Annotated in this window: 4 protein-coding genes; all 4 read right to left on the minus strand. The window is 65.2% G+C overall.

Annotation, left to right across the window (positions count from 1 at the left end):
- Positions 1 to 22: 22 nt before the first annotated feature.
- Positions 23 to 475 (minus strand): holo-ACP synthase, encoded by a 453-nt coding sequence (acpS, locus tag AC5JJ6_RS03275; RefSeq protein WP_496040673.1) that lies wholly within the window; start codon positions 473 to 475, stop codon positions 23 to 25.
- Positions 472 to 1263: a pyridoxine 5'-phosphate synthase gene (locus AC5JJ6_RS03280; RefSeq protein WP_496040674.1), complete on the minus strand. Its 792-nt coding sequence runs from the start codon at positions 1261 to 1263 to the stop codon at positions 472 to 474. The genes acpS and AC5JJ6_RS03280 overlap by 4 nt, the downstream gene beginning before the upstream one ends.
- Positions 1260 to 1814, minus strand: a complete 555-nt coding sequence (locus AC5JJ6_RS03285; protein WP_496040675.1) for a DUF2062 domain-containing protein — start codon at positions 1812 to 1814, stop codon at positions 1260 to 1262. Before AC5JJ6_RS03285 ends, AC5JJ6_RS03280 begins: the two co-directional genes overlap by 4 nt.
- A gap of 102 nt (positions 1815 to 1916) precedes the next feature.
- Positions 1917 to 3812, minus strand: a 1896-nt coding sequence (locus AC5JJ6_RS03290; protein WP_496040676.1) for a RelA/SpoT family protein, incomplete at its 5' end; no start/stop codon positions are given.

Here is a 3812-nt window from a genome sequence, read left to right on the forward strand (position 1 = left end):
GAGGGCGGCTGCTCCGTGGCGTTCAGGTTTGGGTGGCGGGCGATCCACTGCCGGATTGTCCGGTGTTGGGCTGGCCGGCAGCGGGTATCGCCGAGATCAGGACGATGGCTTGCGCCAAAGGCAGGTCGTCGGTCAAGGTAAGATGGATGACGGCTGTCATGCCGGGCGGCGTGATCTGGTTCAAGCGCTCCAGCGCGCCGCCCGTCAGCTTCATGGTGGGCTGGCCGCCGGGAAGATTGACCACGCCCATGTCGCGCCAGTAGACACCTCGGTTCAGCCCCGTTCCCAATGCCTTGGCGCAGGCTTCCTTCGCCGCGAAACGCTTGGCGTAGCTGGCAGCCCGCTGGTTGCGCCGGTCGGACTTGCGCCGCTCGACATCGGTGAAGACGCGGTAGAGGAAGCGCTCGCCGTACCGCTCCAGGGTGCGTTCGATGCGCCGGATATCGATGAGGTCGTTTCCGATTCCAAGGATCATGATGTTTGCCGGGCGCTGCGTTCGTCAGGGGCGGCAGCCAAGTCGTTGCGCGACTCCGCCCGCGCCCGATCCATCAACGCCCGCATATGCCTGATGGTGCCGTCCAGCCCATCGAAGATGGCCTCGCCGACCAGGAAATGGCCGATGTTCAGCTCCACTATGGTCGGAATGGCGGCGACCGGCATCACCGTGTCGAAGCTGAGGCCGTGCCCGGCGTGACATTCCAATCCTATCGCTTCGGCATGGGCCGCCGCGATGCGGATGCGCTCGAACTCATAAGCGCGGGCGGCGTCCGTCTCCGCGTCGCAGTAGGCGCCGGTATGAAGCTCGACCACGGGGGCGCCCAGTACAGCCGCCGCATCCAGCTGGGCGGGATCGGGATTGATGAACAGCGACACGCGGATACCGGCGGCGCTCAGGTCGCGGATCATGGGCGCCAGGGTCTCGCGGTTGCCGGTCACGTCCAGCCCGCCTTCGGTCGTTCGCTCTTCCCGGCGTTCGGGCACGATGCAGGCGGCATGCGGCCGGTGGCGCAGCGCTATGCCCAGCATCTCGCTCGTGGCGGCCATCTCCAGGTTCAGCGGCAGCTCGATCTGGTTCGCCAAGCGCTCGATATCGCGGTCTGTGATGTGGCGCCGGTCTTCCCGAAGATGGGCCGTGATCCCGTCGGCGCCGGCCCGGGCCGCGGCAAGGGCGGCCCTTACCGGGTCCGGATGGGAACCGCCGCGCGCGTTGCGGATCGTGGCAACGTGGTCGATGTTCACGCCGAGGCGCAGAGAGCGTTTCATGCTTCAAGCTCCAGCTTGCGGTGCCGGGCCTTCTTCGTCCGACGCATCAGGCTTCGCGCACGATAAGCCGAAACGGCCGCCCGCACGGGAAAGAAAAAGACGACCCACGCGACGATACCCGTCAGGGTGCCGCCGACCATCATGGGAAGGAAGACCTGCCCCGGCTGTTCGACGATGAGCATCAGTGTCAGCCGCTCCGGCGTCAGACCTTCCGCCGGCTGCCCGACCACCATAGACCCCAGGCGGTAGGTCGCCAACCAGATGGCTGGAAAGGTCCACGGGTTCCCGGCCGCCGTCCCCAGGGCCGACGCCAAAAGATTGCCCCGGACGAGGAGAGCCAGAAGGGCAGCGAGGACGAAATGGAAGCCGATCAGCGGCGTGAAGGATACGGCGGCGCCGCAGGCGAAGCCGGCGGCGATCGAATAGGGCGTTCCCGGCAACCGCCCGATCCGGTGCGCCACATAGGTCGACGAACGCCGCCATCCTGACCGCGGCCAGAAGAAGTCGCGGATGCGACGGTACCAACCATGCTGGATGCGGCGGCGGAACATGGGATGTGGAAATCACACTTTCGGACAACACGGGACTTCTTTTAAATGGAGCTTCCCGAAGGAAGCGCCATGCGGTCTATATGGAGGCGACGACACGTTCAGTCAGCGCCCACGTGCCCGATCGACCGAATTGATGACCGGAGTCGCCCGAAGAGCTGCGATGATATTGGTCAGATGCTTGACGTCCTTGACGTCGATGTCGATCAGCATCTCGAAAAAGTCGGTATTGCGGCTGGTTATCTTCAGGTTGGTGATGTTGCCGCCATTCTTGCCGATCACGGTCGACAGGGTCCCGAGACTGCCGGCCTCGTTGGCGATGATGACGCTGATGCGGCCGACATGCTCGATCGCGTCGCCGCCGCTGTCCCAGCCGACGTCGATCCAGCGCTCCGGCGTATCGGTGAAGCTCTCCAGCGTTTCGCAGTCGATCGTGTGGATCGTGACGCCCTTGCCGGTGGTGACGATGCCGACGATCCTGTCGCCGGGCAGCGGATGGCAACAGCCGGCGTAGTGGACGGCCATGCCCGGGATCAGGCCTCGGATCGGCAGCGGGTTGTCCCGCTTGCCCTTGGCGCGCGCCGACCGGCTGATCGGAACGACCTTGTCGTCGCGGTCGGGCGGAGGCTTGTGGCCGGGAAAGACCGAGTTGAAGACTTCGCGGGCCGACTGGAGGCCGGCACCGACGCTGGCGAACAGGTCTTCGACCGATGACGCCTGGAAGATCTTGATGACGCCTTCCACGGCCTTTTCGGTGAACTCGTAGCCTTCCTGGCGGAACAGCTTCTGGAGCAGCGCCTTGCCGAGGTCGATGTACTGGGAGCGCTGCTGCGTCCGGATGAAGCGGCGGATGCGCGCCCGCGCCTTGCCGGTGACGACGAAGCGTTCCCAGGTCGGCGACGGGGTCTGGGCCTTCGACGTAAAGATCTCGACCTGATCGCCGTTCTGAAGCTGGCTGCGCAGCGGCAGCATGCGGCCGTTCACCTTGGCCCCGACGCAGGTGTCGCCGATCTGGCTGTGGACCGCATAGGCGACGTCGACCGGCGTGGCGCCGCGCGGCAAAGCTATCAGGTCGCCCTTGGGCGTGAAGCAGAAGACCTGGTCCTGGAACAGCTCTAGCTTGGTGTGCTCCAGGAATTCTTCCGGCTTTTGCGCGTGCTCCAGGATGTCGAGCAGCTCGCGCAGCCAGCGGTACTGGCGGCCTTCGGTGCGCTGGCTGTTCTGCTTGTAGGCCCAATGGGCGGCGACGCCGAGTTCGGCGACCTCGTGCATATCGTTGGTGCGGATCTGGACCTCGATCCGCTGGCGCTCGGGTCCGATCACCGAGCTGTGGATGCTGCGGTAGCCGTTCGGCTTCGGGGTCGAGATGTAATCCTTGAAGCGGCCGGGCACGACCGGGTAGCGAGCGTGGATCACGCCCAGCGCCTGATAGCACTGCTCCACCGAATCGACCATGACGCGGAACGCCATGATGTCGGATAGCTGCTCGAAAGCCACGTTCTTGCGCTGCATTTTGCGCCAGATCGAGTACGCGGTCTTCTCGCGCCCCGTCACGCCGGCGTTGGGCAGGCCGTGTTCGTTGAGGGTGTGGCGCAGTTCATCCAGCACGCGGCCGACCAGACCGCCCTCGGCGGTCCGCAGGAAGGACAGGCGCGCCAGGATGCTGTCGCGGGCGTCGGGATTCAGTTCGGCGAAGGAGAGGTCTTCGAGCTCGTCCTTCATCTTGTGAATGCCGATCCGCTCGGCCAGCGGGGCGTAGATCTCCAGCGTCTCGCGAGCGATGCGCTTGCGCTTCTCCGGGTCTCGGAGATGGTAAAGCGTCCGCATGTTGTGGACGCGGTCGGCCAGCTTGACCAGCAGGACGCGGATATCCTCCGACATCGCCAGCACGAGCTTCCGGAAGTTCTCCGCCTGCTTGGCTTGGTCGGTCTGCGTCTCGATGTTCTGGAGTTCGATCCGCGACAGCTTGGTCACGCCATCGACCAGCTTGGCTATGTCGCC

Source organism: Skermanella sp. (genome assembly GCF_059503625.1).

What these genes read in the sequence shown, in the direction of transcription:
- acpS (WP_496040673.1), bottom strand. Translation starts at nt 475, where the DNA reads ATGATCCTTGGAATCGGAAACGACCTCATCGATATCCGGCGCATCGAA.
- AC5JJ6_RS03280 (WP_496040674.1), bottom strand. Translation starts at nt 1,263, where the DNA reads ATGAAACGCTCTCTGCGCCTCGGCGTGAACATCGACCACGTTGCCACG.
- AC5JJ6_RS03285 (WP_496040675.1), bottom strand. Translation starts at nt 1,814, where the DNA reads ATGTTCCGCCGCCGCATCCAGCATGGTTGGTACCGTCGCATCCGCGAC.